This is a genomic window from Spirillospora sp. NPDC052269 (assembly GCF_040679435.1).
Lineage (GTDB): Bacteria > Actinomycetota > Actinomycetes > Streptosporangiales > Streptosporangiaceae > Spirillospora.
The window spans coordinates 90,165-105,030 of record NZ_JBFAUU010000005.1 but is presented as its reverse complement, the minus strand read 5'-3'; the positions used below and the strand labels follow the sequence as shown (position 1 = coordinate 105,030).

The 14,866-nt window shown below is 69.0% G+C and carries 14 protein-coding genes and 1 riboswitch; of the genes, 8 read left to right on the top strand and 6 right to left on the bottom strand.

All coding sequences use genetic code 11. The features are described from left to right. Nucleotides 1-64: 64 nt before the first annotated feature. The 3 genes from AB0L06_RS11950 to AB0L06_RS11940 form a co-directional block, all read right to left on the bottom strand. Nucleotides 65-265, bottom strand: a complete 201-nt coding sequence (locus tag AB0L06_RS11950) for a DUF397 domain-containing protein (RefSeq protein ID WP_500230966.1) — start codon at nucleotides 263-265, stop codon at nucleotides 65-67. Nucleotides 266-372: 107 nt separating this feature from the next. Beyond that, nucleotides 373-642 (bottom strand): DUF397 domain-containing protein, encoded by a 270-nt coding sequence (locus AB0L06_RS11945; protein ID WP_500231310.1) that lies wholly within the window; start codon nucleotides 640-642, stop codon nucleotides 373-375. A gap of 66 nt (nucleotides 643-708) precedes the next feature. Further along, a complete protein-coding gene (locus AB0L06_RS11940) occupies nucleotides 709-1,590 on the bottom strand; it encodes a helix-turn-helix domain-containing protein (protein WP_500230965.1) in 882 nt (293 codons plus the stop codon). 161 nt (nucleotides 1,591-1,751) lie between these two features. Between AB0L06_RS11940 and AB0L06_RS11935 the strand changes: the two genes are divergently transcribed. The 5 genes from AB0L06_RS11935 to AB0L06_RS11915 all read left to right on the top strand — a co-directional run bounded on the left by AB0L06_RS11935 (nucleotide 1,752) and on the right by AB0L06_RS11915 (nucleotide 8,174). Next, entirely contained in the window at nucleotides 1,752-2,555 is an 804-nt protein-coding gene (locus tag AB0L06_RS11935) for an ATP-binding protein (RefSeq protein ID WP_500230964.1), read from the top strand. Between the two features lie 61 nt (nucleotides 2,556-2,616). Further along, nucleotides 2,617-4,149, top strand: coding sequence for an AAA family ATPase (locus tag AB0L06_RS11930; RefSeq protein WP_500230963.1), 1,533 nt, complete (start codon nucleotides 2,617-2,619; stop codon nucleotides 4,147-4,149). Nucleotides 4,150-4,561: 412 nt separating this feature from the next. Then, nucleotides 4,562-5,698, top strand: coding sequence for a pyruvate dehydrogenase (acetyl-transferring) E1 component subunit alpha (gene pdhA, locus AB0L06_RS11925; RefSeq protein WP_500230962.1), 1,137 nt, complete (start codon nucleotides 4,562-4,564; stop codon nucleotides 5,696-5,698). Beyond that, the gene (locus AB0L06_RS11920) at nucleotides 5,695-6,684 is read left to right on the top strand and encodes an alpha-ketoacid dehydrogenase subunit beta (RefSeq protein ID WP_500230961.1); all 990 of its coding nucleotides are present in this window, start codon (nucleotides 5,695-5,697) and stop codon (nucleotides 6,682-6,684) included. The genes pdhA and AB0L06_RS11920 overlap by 4 nt, the downstream gene beginning before the upstream one ends. Nucleotides 6,685-6,689: 5 nt before the next feature. Then, entirely contained in the window at nucleotides 6,690-8,174 is a 1,485-nt protein-coding gene (locus AB0L06_RS11915; RefSeq protein ID WP_500230960.1) for a dihydrolipoamide acetyltransferase family protein, read from the top strand. A 77-nt stretch (nucleotides 8,175-8,251) separates the two neighbouring features. Here the strand turns inward: AB0L06_RS11915 and AB0L06_RS11910 are convergent, their stop codons facing one another. Further along, nucleotides 8,252-9,355, bottom strand: a complete 1,104-nt coding sequence (locus AB0L06_RS11910) for a hypothetical protein (RefSeq protein ID WP_500230959.1) — start codon at nucleotides 9,353-9,355, stop codon at nucleotides 8,252-8,254. A 111-nt stretch (nucleotides 9,356-9,466) separates the two neighbouring features. On the opposite strand from AB0L06_RS11910, the gene AB0L06_RS11905 reads away from it, so the two are divergent. Then, nucleotides 9,467-10,309, top strand: a complete 843-nt coding sequence (locus AB0L06_RS11905) for a helix-turn-helix transcriptional regulator (protein ID WP_500230958.1) — start codon at nucleotides 9,467-9,469, stop codon at nucleotides 10,307-10,309. Here the strand turns inward: AB0L06_RS11905 and AB0L06_RS11900 are convergent, their stop codons facing one another. Further along, on the bottom strand, nucleotides 10,310-10,546 hold the full coding sequence (locus AB0L06_RS11900; protein ID WP_500230957.1) for a DUF6458 family protein: 237 nt from the start codon (nucleotides 10,544-10,546) through the stop codon (nucleotides 10,310-10,312). 223 nt (nucleotides 10,547-10,769) lie between these two features. After that, on the bottom strand, nucleotides 10,770-12,602 hold the full coding sequence (locus AB0L06_RS11895) for an acyl-CoA dehydrogenase (protein ID WP_500230956.1): 1,833 nt from the start codon (nucleotides 12,600-12,602) through the stop codon (nucleotides 10,770-10,772). A 237-nt stretch (nucleotides 12,603-12,839) separates the two neighbouring features. Beyond that, nucleotides 12,840-12,905, top strand: a riboswitch (guanidine-III (ykkC-III) riboswitch). Nucleotides 12,906-12,940: 35 nt separating this feature from the next. Here AB0L06_RS11895 and AB0L06_RS11890 point away from each other — a divergent pair. Then, nucleotides 12,941-13,267 carry a DMT family transporter gene (locus tag AB0L06_RS11890; RefSeq protein WP_500230955.1) on the top strand — a complete coding sequence of 109 codons (327 nt, stop codon included), beginning with the start codon at nucleotides 12,941-12,943 and terminating at the stop codon, nucleotides 13,265-13,267. A gap of 70 nt (nucleotides 13,268-13,337) precedes the next feature. Beyond that, a complete protein-coding gene (locus tag AB0L06_RS11885) occupies nucleotides 13,338-14,798 on the top strand; it encodes a hypothetical protein (RefSeq protein ID WP_500230954.1) in 1,461 nt (486 codons plus the stop codon). The last annotated feature ends 68 nt before the right edge of the window (nucleotides 14,799-14,866 follow it).

The window sequence follows — 14,866 nt, the reverse complement described above, 5'->3', positions numbered from 1 at the left end:
CCGCATCCTGACACCCGGCGAATGACCACGGCCACCACCGGCCGAGCCCTGCCGAGCGTCCCAGTCAGCGCGTCCTCACCTGCTCAAGCACCCCCCGGAACGACGTGACGTCCACCGGGAGCACCACCCCGTCCGGATCCTTCGAATCCCGAACGGCCAACGCCCGTGAAGCGCACGGCACAGCCACCTCCACGCAGTTCGGCCCATCGGCCGAGTGAGAACTCCGCTGCCAGGCAGAGGGCGCAGCAACCTCCACGCAGTTCATTCCTTCGCCTGACCACGAACTCCGCCGCCAGACGGCACCTTCCTCGCTATCCATACTCCGTGGATATCCCGCTAATCGACCGTCCGCCAGCCCAGCCTTCAAGAGCATCAACTCATCGAGCGCGCCCTCGCCTGGTCGAGCAGGCCCCGGAACGACGACGCATCCACCAGGAGCACGGGTCCGAGCGGATCCTTCGAGTCCCGAACAGCGAGCCCGCGCCTCGCGAGCGGAACTGCAACCTCCACGCAGTTGGCCCCCTCAGCAGAGTGGGAACTGCGCCGCCAGGCACGGTCCGCGGCGACCTCCACGCAGTTCGGCCCATCGGCCGACCATGAGCTCCGCCGCCAGGCGCTTTGAGCTACCTCGATGCAGTTCATAGAGTCCCCCGAGTGGGAACTGCGCTTCCACTCAGAGATGATCACATATCCCATATGTGCATATTGTCATCTCGTCTGCGATTCCGCCAGATCAGAGATGAATTCTTGTGACTCATCCACCCCAAGAGCGCTCATGGCCAGTTGATTGAAAGCAAGAGAATAGTGGTAGACCTGCGCGTCATTCTCCACGTACATAACTCCCGGCCTGACGTCCACGCTGACCACGTCCGGGAGATGCGGATCGGAAAACTCCAAGATCGAGAAACCGCCGGTCATGCCAGGATGCGCACCCGATCCGAACGGCAGAACCTGAAGCATCACGTTCGGCAGCCCGGCAAGCTCGGCCAGTCTCTTGCACTGCTCATGCATCAGGGCACCAGTACCAACCGACCTGCGCAGGACCCCCTCTTCGATGATCGACCAGAGTCGTATCGGCTCTGGCGCTCGCGCGTGCAGTCCCCTGCGCCGCTCGCGGTGAACCTCGACCCGACGCTCGACCTCGGCACTTGAAGCGAACTGCATCAGGCCGACCCGGATGACCTCTCGGGAGTAGTCATCGGTCTGCAGCAGCCCGTGCACCACGCTGCCATCGAATGTCCGGATCGACCTCGCCTCAGCCTCGAGACTGACCCCGTCCGCGACGTCCTCACTGATGGTGTCAGCATAGGCATCCCACCAACCTCTGCGACGTGCCGCGCGCACCAGGGAACGCAGGCTCTCTCGCCGCTCCGCCTCGACCCCGTAGACGTCAAGCAATCGCTCAAGTTCATCAACGCGGACGAGCTGTCGCGCAGTCTCGATACGCGAGAGCTTGGCGGTTGACCATCGCCCTTCCCCGGACCCCAGCAGAGTGGCGACCACTTGGTCGAGATTCATCGTCGAGCGCTCCCGCAGCCTGCGCAGTTCCGCTGCAAGCCGCCTGGTGCGAATCGTAGGGCGATCAACCATGCGCACAGTGTGCCTCCACCAGATGATCGGCGGCAGGCGATCACAGAACTTCAGAAGTTCGAGTGAAATTTTTCAATCCAACTTGAACACTCCATCACCGTCGGTCACCATGCAGGAGTCAGTGACACTCCGTGAAACGACGATCACGAGACGGGGATGGCATGTGGGCTTCTGACGAGCGGGCCGTCGCGCGGCGGATGGCGGCCGACGCGGTGGCCGGGGGCAGGTGCGTGACGTGGACCCTGCCTCCCGACGAGTCCTGTGCCGGACGAGCGCGTCGGCATGTCCGGGAGGTCATGTTCGAGCTCGGGCTCCCGGCCGGGACGGTCGACGACGCGTGCACAGCCGTTTCGGAGATCGCGACGAACGTGTACGTGCACGCCTATGGCCGGCAGGCTCCCATCACCACCGGTCCTGTCGGCCTGCCGGAGATCTACCTCTACCTCCGCAACGGACGCAGCGAGCTGGTCACCAAGATCTTCGACACGTCCCCCTGGCGCGGTCCGCTGCTCAAGGACCCCTGCTTCTCCGACCTCGAAGCCGAGAGCGGGCGGGGCCTCGGGATCGTGGACGCACTTGCGCAAGAGCACCGGGGCGCCTGGGGCGTTCACCGCACGACGGCCCGTCTCGGCGGCGTCGCAGTCCCCGGCAAGGCCGTCTATTTCACCCTGCCGTTCGCGTCCGGCGTCCCCGGGCCTTTCGTGCCGCAGGAACCGATCGACTGCCGCGAAGCCGCGCGAGCCTTGGAGGCCGAGTTGCTCGCGCGAGGCGTCGACACCATCCATCGCTGCGAGGGATGGAACATGGCCGTCCTGTCCATCCGTCCGGAGATCACCCTGTGGGCGAGAGCCGGTGGCCTGCTCCTGACGACTCCCCGCACCGGCACCGTCCGCTATCCCCTGGAGGACGTCGCCGAACTGGTCGAGGTCATCGTCCAGTGCAACGAGGACCTCAACGCACGATGACATCCATGGAATCCATGCAAGCCCACCAGCCGCGCATAGCGTGACGGATAGCGTGCAGAGCGTGAAATTCTTCAACGTCGCGGGGCCATGTCGTCCCGGTCAGCACCACATGCTGCCGCCGGAGCCGCGCCTCCCCGAGGCCCGCGAGTTGATCGAGGACGGCTTGTACTTCGTCCTGCACGCGCCCCGGCAGACGGGGAAGACCACGACTCTCGCCGCCCTCGCCCGCGAACTCACCGCCGAAGGCCGATACCTGGCCGTCCACTTCTCCTGCGAGGAGGCCAAGGTCGCCGGGGACGACTACGCGTCCGCCGAAAGACTGGTGTTGACGGCGATTCGCGAGGCGTGCGTTGCATTGGACGTCCCACCTGACTGTCTCCCGCCTGCGGTTCGGCCCGACGCGGTACGCGGCTCGCGGGTTCAGGCCGCGTTGACTGCCTGGGCCCGGCGTTCGCCTCGGCCATTGGTTCTGTTCTTCGACGAGATCGACGGGCTGACCGGAACGAGCCTGGTCAGTGTTCTGAGCCAGCTCCGCAGTGGATACACGACGAATCAGGGAGCGTTTCCGCATTCGGTGGCGCTGTGTGGGCTGCGGGACGTCCGCGACTGGAACATCAAGGCCGCGTCGCTACGGCTCAGCGATTTCACCTTCGGTGAGGTCGCCGATCTTTACGGCCAGCACACCAAGGAGACCGGGCAGGAGTTCGAGGCGCGGGCTGTCCAGCGCGCTTTCGAGGCCAGTCAGGGACAGCCTTGGCTGGTGAACGCGCTGGCCCGGCACATCACGCGTTACATGCGGGTGCCGATGTCCGAGCCGATCACCGACGCTCATATGGACGAGGCGGTCGAGCGGCTCATCCTTGAGCGCGCCACCCATCTGGACTCGCTGGTCGACCGGCTCGGCGAACCTCGAGTGCATCGGGTCATCGAGCCGATCCTGGCCGGGACGATCCTTCCACTGGACGAGCGGTACAACGACGACCTCTCGTTCGTCCGCGATCTCGGGCTGGTCTCGCGCGCCAGGCCGGTCCAGATCGCCAACCCGATCTACCAGGAGGTCGTCGTCCGGGTGCTTTCGCAGGGCGTGGAGGCGTCGATCGACGCCGACCCGCGCGCCTTCCTTCTCCCGGATGGACGGCTCGACATTCCCCGCCTCCTCACGGAGTTCGTCGCTTTCTGGAAGGCCAACGGGGAGATCCTGGACAAGCGCGAGACCTACCACGAGTTCGCCTGCCAGCTGGTCTTCATGGCCTTCCTCCAGCGGGTGGTGAACGGCGGCGGCTTCATCGACCGTGAGTGCGCCGTCGGGCGCGACCGCGTGGACATCGCCGTCCGCAAGCCCCACCTGGACGAACACGGACGCCGGGCCGTCCAACTCTCGGCTTTTGAACTCAAGGTCCGGACGGACAAGTCCGGCGACCAGGTCGCCAAGGGCCTCGTCCAACTGGACGGCTACCTGGACAACCTCGGCCTCGACACGGGCACGCTCATCGTCTTCGACCGGCGCAGAAACGCCCCGCCCATCGCCGACCGCACCACGATCGGCCAGACCGTCTCGCCCGCGGGACGGCCCGTCACGCTCATCCTCGCCTGACGGCAGGGGCCGGAGTCCCCTTCCCACAGTCGCCACTTTCACTGCGTCAACCAGTGGTCGCCCTGAGTAGCTGCCAGTGCGCGCGAGCATCCTTGGCGCTGCAAATCCCAGCCGCGGAGAGACACGGCCGCGCCCGCGTTTTCGGCGCGTCCGCCTTCCTTGCAGATCGTCACCTCGCCGTTCCCCTGGGTGGCGTGTGCGGGGCGGTGTCGTCACCTGGGGTGGTTGTCGGGTGACGGGGGGCTGGGTGGGGTAGGGAACCTTGTAAGCAGGGTCTTGCGTTCATGGGTGTGATGTCTGCCACGATGGCATGAGCGGCAATTCGTCCCCTTTTACCCGGGGGAAGAAGGCCACTGAGGTCGGTCGGTTCGCGGCGATCCCGGGGACCGGCCCCGAACGAGGAGTGTCATCAATGACGATCGACTCCGTGCGCGGCGCGCCGGGCACCGGCGGGCTGGCCGACTCCGAACTCGTGCAGCTGCTCACCCCGGAGGGTGAGCGCGTCGACCATCCCGACTACCCGCTGGACATCACGGCGGAGCAGGTCCGCGGGCTGTACCGCGACCTGGTCACCGTCCGGCGGATCGACCTTGAGGCCGTGGCCCTCACCCGGCAGGGCGAACTCGGCATCTGGGCATCCCTGCTCGGCCAGGAGGCCGCGCAGATCGGGTCCGGGCGGGCGCTGACCGACACCGACATGGTGTTCCCCACCTACCGGGAGCACGCCGTCGCCTACTGCCGGAACGTGCCACCGCTCAACCTGCTCGGCCTGTTCCGGGGCGTCAACCACGGCGGTTGGGACCCCAAGGAGCACGGCTTCCACCTGTACACCATCGTGATCGGCTCGCAGACGCTGCACGCGACCGGCTACGCCATGGGCATCCAGCGTGACGGCGTGCTGGGCAGCGACAAGGCCGGCGCGACCATCGCCTACTTCGGCGACGGCGCGACGTCCCAGGGCGACGTGAACGAGTCGTTCGTGTTCGCCAGCGTGTTCAACGCGCCGATCGTGTTCTTCTGCCAGAACAACCAGTGGGCGATCTCCGAGCCGCTGGAGAAGCAGTCCCGGATCCCGCTGTACCAGCGCGCGCAGGGCTTCGGCTTCCCGGGCGTCCGGGTGGACGGCAACGACGTGTTCGCCTGTCTCGCCGTCACACAGAAGTCCCTCGCGCACGCGCGCGAAGGACAGGGCCCGACGCTGATCGAGGCGTACACGTACCGGATGGGCGCCCACACCACGACGGACGACCCGACCCGCTACCGCCTCAAGGCCGAGGAAGAGGCCTGGAAGGCCAAGGACCCGATCGAGCGCGTCAAGAAGTACCTGCTCAAGGAGGGCGAGGCCGACCAGGCGTTCTTCGACGACGTCGAGGCCGAGGCCAAGCGGATGGCGACCGAGCTGCGCAAGGCCTGCCTCGCGCTGCCCGACCCGGAGCCCTCGGCGATCTTCGAGCACGTGTACGCCGAGCCGCACCCGATGATGACCGAGGAGCAGGAGCAGTTCGCCGCCTACCTGGCGTCGTTCGAGGACGAGGGGACGGCCCGATGAGCGCGGAGACCATCAGCCTGGCCAAGGGCATCAACGAGGGCCTGCGCAAGGCCATGGAGAACGACCCCAAGGTCGTCGTCATGGGCGAGGACGTCGGCAAGCTCGGCGGCGTGTTCCGGGTGACCGACGGCCTCCAGAAGGACTTCGGCGAGGAGCGGGTGATCGACACGCCGCTCGCCGAGTCCGGCATCGTCGGCACCGCGATCGGCCTGGCGCTGCGCGGCTACCGTCCCGTCGTGGAGATCCAGTTCGACGGGTTCGTGTTCCCCGCTGCCGACCAGATCATCACGCAGCTGTCGAAGATGCACCTGCGGTCGCTCGGCACGACGCAGGTGCCGGTCGTGATCCGGATTCCGTGTGGCGGCGGCATCGGCGCGGTCGAGCACCACTCCGAATCCCCCGAGGTGTACTTCACGCACACCGCCGGACTACGGGTCGTGTCCTGCTCGAACCCCGGTGACGCGTTCACGATGATCCAGCAGGCGATCTCCTCCCCGGACCCTGTGATCTTCTTCGAGCCGAAGCGGCGCTACTGGGAGAAGGCGTCGGTGGACGTCGAGTCCGCCGCTTCGAGCTGGACTCCCCTGCACGACGCGCAGGTCGTCACGCCGGGCGAGCACGTGACCGTCCTCGCTTGGGGGCCGTCGGTGAAGACCTGCGTGGAGGCCGCCGCGGCGGCGGCCGAGGACGGGCGCTCCCTGGAGGTCATCGACCTGCGCTCCCTGAACCCCCTGGACATCGACACGATCACCGCGTCGGTGAACCGGACCGGGCGGTGCGTGGTCGTCCACGAGGCCCCGGTCTTCAGCGGTTTCGGCGCGGAGCTCGCGGCGCGGATCACCGAACGCTGCTTCTACCGGCTGGAATCGCCGGTGCTGCGCGTCGGCGGCATGTCCACGCCGTACCCGCCGTCCCGGCTGGAGGACCACTACCTGCCCGACCTCGACCGCGTCCTGGACGCCGTCGACCGGACCTTCAGCTGGTGACCCCGATGAGCGAGCGCAAGCAGTTCAAGCTTCCCGACGTGGGCGAGGGCCTCACCGAGGCCGAGATCGTCAAGTGGCACGTCCAGCCGGGCGACCACGTCGAGGTCAACCAGACCATCGTCGAGATCGAGACCGCCAAGGCGGTCGTCGAGCTCCCGTGTCCGTTCGAGGGGACGGTCGGGGAGCTGATGGTCGAGGAGGGCGCCACGGTCGACGTCGGCGTCCCGATCATCTCGGTCGACGTCGCCCCCGACGGTTCCGAGCCTGCCACCGGGTCCCCCACCCCCACCCCCTCCCCCGGTGCTGCGGCGTCCGCGTCCGAGGACCTGGTGCCGCAGGCGGACGAGCCGGGCGTCGTGCAGCCGGAGCAGCCGAAGCGGCAGCCTGTCCTCGTCGGCTACGGGGTCAAGCCGGGCGCGACCAAGCGCCGTCCGCGTAAGCAGGCCTCGCCGCCGCCTCCCTCCTCCCCGTCCGTTCAGGCGGCGCCTGCGGCTCCGGCCGCTGCTCAGGCGGCCCGTCCGACATCCACGGTAGGCGCCACGGCCCCGGCGGCCAGAAGTTACCCACAGGTTGTGGACAACGGATTGCCGCTGGCCAAGCCGCCCGTCCGGAAGATGGCCAAGGACCTCGGCGTCGACCTCGCCACGATCACCGGGACGGGCCCCCGCGGCTCGATCACCCGCGAGGACGTCCAGCAGTCGCTGGCCGCACCCGCGGCGGCTCCCGGCGTCCAGGCGGGCGCTCCCGCCGCGGCGACCGGCGTCCGCGAGGAGCGGGTCCCGGTCCGGGGCGTGCGCAAGGCCACCGCGAACGCGATGGTCGGGTCGGCGTTCAGCGCGCCGCACGTCACCGAGTTCGTCCAGGTGGACGTGACGCGCACGGTCGAGGCCGTCCGCCGCCTGCGCGATCTGCCCGAGTTCGCGGACGTGAAGATCTCGCCCCTGCTGCTCGTCGCGAAGGCGCTGCTCACGGCCGTGGCGCGCTACCCGATGGTCAACTCGACCTGGGTGGACGCCCCGGCGAACGGCACGGCCGGGGGCGGCGGCGCGGAGATCGTCGTCAAGCACTACGTGAACCTGGGGATCGCGGCGGCCACCGAGCGCGGGCTGATCGTCCCGAACGTGAAGGACGCGCACACGCTCTCGCTGCCGGGCCTGGCCCGGGCGCTGGCGGAGCTGACGGCCACGGCCCGGGCGGGGAAGGCCACTCCGGCCGACCTGACCGGCGGGACGATCAGCATCACCAACGTGGGCGTGTTCGGCGTGGACACCGGAACGCCGATCCTCACCCCCGGCGAGTCCGCGATCCTCTGCATCGGGCAGATCCGCGACATGCCGTGGGTGCACGAGGGCGAGCTGGCCATCCGCAAGGTGACGACGCTGGCGCTGTCCTTCGACCACCGCGTCATCGACGGCGAGCTCGGTTCCAAGGTGCTCCGGGACGTCGGCGCGATGCTGGAGGACCCGCTCCACTTCCTCGCCTGGACGTAGCCGGCGCCACAGGAACGACGTGACGGCCGGGGCCGGGCACCTGCCCGACCCGGCCGTCTCTCGTGTCCGGAGCAGCGTCAGAACGCGCGAATGGTGAAGGCGTCCGTGGTGGACCCCCCGAAGAGGACGTCCAGGCGCCCGCTCAGCACGTAGGCACGTCCGCCCGGCGTGACCGTCGCCGCGGTCGGCGCCGGATCGGCCCACGGCGACACCGCCCGGGTGACCTCGGCACTCGCCCAGTCGCGGGACGGACGGACCGCGAAGACGGCGTCCGCTCCCGTCGAGGCCACCTTGTTGGAGACGACGATCAGCGAGCCGTCCCGCCGCAGCGCGAACCCGTCAGCGCCGGGCAGCGGACCACCCGCCAGCCGCACCTCCCGCATCCCCCGCGCCCCCGACGGCGCGGTCCGCTCGGACGGCGCGGAGCCCGCGGACGGCGTCGTCGACGCGGTCGAGACCCGGTAGAGGCGGCCTGTCGTGTAGTTGCCGATGATCAGGTGGTTCTTCTGCCACACGATGCCGTTGGCGCCGAACCCGCCGCCGCCCGCCAGGCGCGCGTCCCGGACGAACACCGTCGCAGGCCGGCCCACGGGCACGCGGTACACGACCGGGGCGAACGAGTCGGTCACGTAGAAGGTCCCGTCGGGGGCGACGGCCATGTCGTTGCCGAAGTGCTCGCCGCCGTCACCGGCGACCTTCGCGAGGTCGATGTACCGGATGCGCCGCCCCGAGCGCAGGTCGTAGACGCCGACGCCCGCGATGTGCTTCGCCGTAGCCGCGGACGTCTTCACCCCGACACCCGGATCCGCGTTGGCGACGAGCAGGCGTCCGCGCGCCGCGTCCACCTTGATCCCGGTCGCGGACACCAGCGCCGGGTCGTCGACCAACGTCCGGACGGAGCCGTCCCGGCGGACGACCGAGACCGTCCCGTGCCGCAGCGATCCGACCAGGAACCTCCCGCGTGTGGGGTCCCAGGCCAGGCCTTCGGGATGCAGGCTCGCAGCATGTCCCTGCACTACTCCAACAGCCGCCGACGGCGACGAGGATGCGGCGAACGCGGTGGACGGAGCGGCGGAAAGGCCGGCGAACGCCGAAGCGCCCACCACCGCGGCGGCGATGCCTGAGGTGACGTTCTTCCTGAACCCTGCCGGACGCACCGCGCGCTTGATCAGAACAGACATGGGATCTCCTCGTGGGATGGATCTTCGAACGTGTCCAACCCTGCCCCCGGCCTGCGGATAGCGGCAGATCGTGCGGATACTGTCACTCCGACTACCAGGTTGGGAGGGTCCTTGGAGAACGGCGCACGGGCGCACAGGGAGGCGCTGGCCCGGTTCCTGCGGACGCGGCGTGCCCGGGTGACGCCCGCCGAGGCGGGGATCGAGCCGGGGGTGCGACGCCGGACGCCCGGCCTGCGGCGTGAGGAGGTCGCGACGCTGTCCGGGGTCGGGATCACCTGGTACACGTGGCTCGAGCAGGGCCGGGACATCAATCCGTCGCCGGAGGTCTTGGGCGCGATCTCGCGGACACTGCGGCTCGACGTCCCGTCCCGCGACTACCTCTTCAGGCTCGCGGGCGTTCACCCGGACGATGCGCCGAAGCCTGTGCGGGACGTGCCGGAGCATCTGGAGCGCCTCGTGCGCGCGCAGGGGGATTCGCCCGCCGTCCTCATGGACGCGGCGTGGGACGTCCTCGCGTTCAACGAGGCCGCGGACGCCGTGTACGGGTACGGCGACGTCCCCGCGGAGGATCGCAACGTCGCCTACCTGCTGCTCACCTCACCCGAGCAGCGGAAGATCACCCGTGACTGGGAGGAGCATGCGCACCGGGTCGTCGGGGAGTTGCGTGAGGCGTTCGCGCGGCATCCTTCCGGCGCGCCCGCGCTCTCGGCGCTGTTCGCGCGGCTGCGGGAGGCGTCGCCGGAGGCCGGGCGCTGGCTGGACGAGCGGGATGTCCAGCATCGTGCGGGCAACATCCTGAAGGTCGTCGACCATCCGGACCTCGGCGAGCTGCGGTTCGTCCAGACCGTCCTCGACCCTCGCGAGGCCCCGGGCCTCCAGCTGGTCGTCCTGCAACCGGACGAGCGGACCAGGGCCCGCCTGGCCGCGCGAACAGCGGCGGTAGCCCGCGGCTGACTACGACGGGGGCCGGTGGTCGTCGCGGTACATGCGGTCGCGGTCGGGCGGGTCGCGGCGGCGTGTCTGCAGGCCGGACATCATCAGCAGCTGCAGGGCGAGCGTGATGCCGCCGACGATGATGAGGATGACGCCGACGATGTGGATGTCGACCGGGTCCCGCATCGCGTTCGGCTGGATCGCGAACTTGAGGATCAGGCCGAGGGTGATGGTGAAGACGCTGACGCCGAGACCCATGGATGACCTCCGCCGTGCGATCCGCGGGCGTGCTCCTCTGGTATCCGTTCCCGGGGGTCATCCCACCTACTCGGAACGGTAAGCGAACACCTACCTGCGGACACCAAGACCGCCGTCCCGCCGCGCCGCGAACACACGGACATGCGAACGGCCCCCGCCAGTTCGGCGGGGGCCGTCGCTACCTATTCCGCGGGAGGGCGGAGTGGGTCTCTATCCCGAAGGATCAGAACGCCTCTTCGGCGAGTTCCATCACGTCGAGGTTGGTGGCCTCGGTGGTGGCGCGGTCGGAGGCGATGCGCGGCAGGACGGTCTGCGCGAAGAACTGCGCGGCCGCGACCTTGCCGGTGTAGAAGGCCTTGTCGGCGTCCGAGACGTCCCCGCCGAGCTTGGTGAGGGCGACCTCGGCCTGGCGGAGCAGCAGCCAGGAGATGACGACGTCACCGGCGGCCAGCAGGAGCCGGGACGAGCTGAGGCCGATCTTGTAGAGCTCCTTCGGGTCCTCCATGGAGGAGATGGCCCACCCGATCATCGGGGTCAGGATGCCCTGCAGGTCGTCCAGCGCCTTGAGCAGCGCGGCGCGCTCGTTCTTGAGCCGGCCGTTGCCCGCCTCGGACTCGGCGAACGTCTTGATCTCGTCCGCGAGGACCTTCAGCGTGGCGCCCTGGTCGCGCAGGATCTTGCGGAAGAAGAAGTCCTGGCCCTGGATCGCGGTGGTGCCCTCGTAGAGGGTGTCGATCTTGGAGTCCCGGATGTACTGCTCGATCGGGTACTCCTGCAGGAAGCCCGATCCGCCGAGGGTCTGCAGCGACTCGGCGCCGAGCAGGGCGTAGGCGCGCTCGGAGCCGAAGCCCTTGACGATCGGCAGCAGCAGGTCGTTGACCTTCTCGGCGACCTCGTTCCGCTCGCCGGTGTGCTCGGCGACCTGGACGGCGTCCTGGTAGGTCGCGGTGAGCAGGACCAGCGCGCGCATGCCCTCGGCGTACGCCTTCTGCGTGAGCAGGGAGCGGCGGACGTCCGGGTGGTGGGTGATGGTGACGCGCGGCGCGGTCTTGTCGGTCATCTGGGTGAGGTCGGCGCCCTGCACGCGCTCCTTGGCGTACTCGAGCGCGTTCAGGTACCCGGTGGAGAGCGTCGCGATGGCCTTGGTGCCGACCATCATGCGGGCGTTCTCGATGACCAGGAACATCTGCTTGATGCCCTCGTGGACGTCGCCGACCAGGGTGCCGACGGCGGGGTGCTTCTCGCCGAAGGTGAGCTCGCAGGTCGTGGAGACCTTGAGGCCCATCTTCTTCTCGACGTTGGTGACGTAGGCGCCGTTGCGCTCGCCGAGCTCACCGGTCTCGAGGTCCACGTCGTACTTGGACACCAGGAACATCGACAGGCCCTTGGTGCCGGGGCCGGCGCCCTCGGGGCGGGCGAGCACCAGGTGGAAGATGTTCTCGGCCATGTCGTGCTCGGCCGAGGTGATGAAGCGCTTGACGCCCTCGATGTGCCAGGTGCCGTCGGGCTGCTGGATCGCCTTGGTGCGGCCCGCGCCGACGTCGGATCCGGCGTCCGGCTCGGTGAGGACCATGGTGGCGCCCCAGCCGCGCTCGATGGCCATCTCGGCGAACTTCTTCTGCTCGGGCGTGCCGATCGTCCAGAGGAGCTTGGCGAAGGACGGGCCGCAGCCGAACATGTGGACGGCGGGGTTGGAGCCCAGCACCATCTCGGCCACCGACCAGCAGACCGAACGCGGGGCGTTGGTGCCGCCGAGCGCCTCGGGCAGCTCCAGGCGCCACCACTCGGCGTCCATCCAGGTCTTGTAGGACTTCTTGAACGACTCGGGCATCGTCACCGTGCTGGTGACCGGGTCGAACTTCGGCGGGTTGCGGTCGGCGTCGGTGAACGACTCGGCCAGGGGCCCCTCGGCGAGGCGGTTCACCTCGTCGAGCACACTGCGGACGGTGTCCTCGTCCAGCTCGGCGTACGGGCCGCTGCCGAGAAGGTCCTGGCGGTCGAACACCTCGAAGAGGTTGAACTCCAGGTCCCGGAGGTTGCTCTTGTAGTGCCCCATCGACCACTCCGTGGGTTTCGGCGGCGGCTGAGTGGGCCCCGCAATGCGTACTGGTCAGTAACACCATAATGCTACCCGCTGGTAACCAGGCGCAACCCGCACTCTGCAAGGGTTTTGCCAACAGGGTCAGACAAAGTGGCCCACCTCACAGATCAGGGGCACCGCGCGTCCGGAACAGGCCAACACGTTCACTCCCGTCCGGGAAGGAACAACGGCCCCAGGTGGCTCGTTAGAGCAGGTGAGGGCCTCCATGCCCTCCCGGACGAGGAGCGCGCCGTACCCGGAAGGCAAAGACGACGCGTCGAGAAACGTCGTCGTCATCGTCCGGGAGTTCTGTCATGGCTTGGGTCCTCATCGTCGTCGCCGGTCTGCTCGAGGTCGCCATGGCCTCCTGCCTGAAGCTCAGCAAGGGCTTCAGCCAGTTCTGGCCGTCCGCCGGGTTCCTCTTCTTCGCCGTCGCGAGCTTCGGCCTGCTCAGCCTCGCCCTCAAGTCGCTCGACATCGGCACCGCCTACGCCGTCTGGACGGGCATCGGCGCGGTCGGAACCGCCACCCTCGGCATCGTCGCGATGGGCGACAGCGCGTCCCCGATGCGCATCGGGGCGCTCGTCCTCATCGTCATCGGCATCATCGGCCTGAACCTCGCCGGCTCCAACGCCCACTGACCAGGCACCGTCCGCTGGAATCGGATGAACCGGGAACCCCGGGGCCGTTTCGGGCGTCATATTCGTCGCGATGAGTGAACCCCCCGGCCTCACGCCCGCGGAGCGGCGGGTTTGGCATGCCTTCCCGACGGGCGCGGAGATCGTGTTCGGGGACGGGCGGCCGACCGGCCCCGATCCGGACCGGACCGTCCGCGCCCTGGTGATCAACCAGCTGCTGCTCGGCGGCGGGGAGACGCGCGACGGGTTCGTCGCCGCCGTCCGGCTCCGCGGGGCGTACGTGATCGGGCGGATCGACCTGTCCGGCGGGCACGTCCGGCACGAGCTGCGCCTCAGGTTCTGCCGCCTCGTCGAGACGCCGCACCTGATCAACTGCCGCACGAGCGCGGTCCGGATGACCGACTGCCTGCTCCCCGGCCTGGACGCGGGCGGCCTGCGCGCCGACGGCACGCTCAGCCTGTCCCGCTCGGTGGTCGAGGGCGGGATCAAGATGCCCCGCGCCCAGCTGCTCGGCGGGTTCGGGATGAACGACGCGGTGGTCACCGAGACCGTGCCGGAGCGGTGGGCGGTGTTCAGCGGCGGGATGGTCGTCGAGAACGGGTTCTTCGCCCGGAACGCCACGCTCACCGGAGGCGTCCGGCTGGTGGGGGCGCGGATGAACGGCGGGCTGTTCATGGAGGGCTCGACCCTCAGCAATCCCGGCCGCATCGCGCTGGACGGCGAGAACATGGTCGTCCAGGACGCCGCCGAGCTCTCCAGGGGGTTCCGTTCGGAGGGGACGGTCCGGCTCCGCAACGCGCGGATCAACGGGACGCTCTCGTTCGACTCGGCCGTCCTTGACTCGACCGATCCCGGCCGGATGGCCCTGCACGGCAGCCACATGGTCGTGGACGAGCTGCTCATGAACCTCGCGGAGCCGATCAAGGGCCGCCTGTCGCTGTCGTACTCGCGGATCGACGTCCTGATGGACCGGCCGCGGATCTGGCCCGAGGAGATCTACCTCGACGGGCTCGTCTACCAGACGCTGCGCGGCCCGGCCACGCCGAAGGACCGGCTGCGCTGGGTGTCCCGGGATCCGCAGTTCCATCTGCAGCCGTACGAGCAGCTCGCGTCCTGGTACCACGGCATCGGCCACGACGACGTGGCGCGGAAGGTGCAGCTGGCGAAGCTGCGGGCCCGGCGCCGGCGGCTCGGCTCGATCGCACGCGCCTGGAGCGTCGTCCTCGACTGGACGGTCGGGTTCGGGTACCGGCCGTGGCTGGCGTTCGCGTGGTTCGCGGCGCTCGTCGGGGTCGGCACGGCGGTCTTCTCCGCCGACCACCCGCATCCGATCAAGGACAACGTGGAGCTGCCGCACTTCCACGCCCTGGTGTACAGCCTCGACCTGCTCATCCCGCTGGACTCGTTCGGGCTGCAGAGCTCCTACGACCCGACCGGCTGGACGCGGTGGGTGGCGTACGCGCTGATCACGGCCGGCTGGGTGCTGGCGACCGCGCTCATCGCCGGGGTGACACGCGTCCTGCGCCCCGAGTGAGGCGCCCGGCGGCCCGTCCGGGAAAAGTCGCGCGAGCAGCGTCGATCATGTTGAGTGGGACCGCGAGG